Annotated in this window: 1 protein-coding gene; it reads right to left on the bottom strand. The window is 54.1% G+C overall.

Annotated features, from left to right (window positions below; genetic code table 11):
* Positions 1-233 (bottom strand): transposase (locus ACUHMQ_RS21535; protein WP_445297451.1); only part of this gene is annotated, 233 nt, incomplete at both ends.

Here is a 233-nt window from a genome sequence, read left to right as displayed (position 1 = left end):
CAGCTCACTACGCTTGGCTATTTGCACTGTCGCCCCCACGCAAGCTTGCACACCCTGAGCAAACGGCTGACCCGTATAACCACTATCTGCCAGCACACTCAACACTCGACTCAAGTCAGCATGGCTGCCTTTTAGTGCTTCCAATGCACCACTTCGATCGGTGACCTCTGCCGTCGTTACCGCAATCGCATGGGGCAAGCCCAGCGTATCAACGGCAATATGTCTTTTAATCC

Source organism: Chitinimonas violaceus (assembly GCF_052601015.1).
Note: the sequence above shows the minus strand (reverse complement) of the source record. Positions and strands in the feature narration are given on the sequence as shown.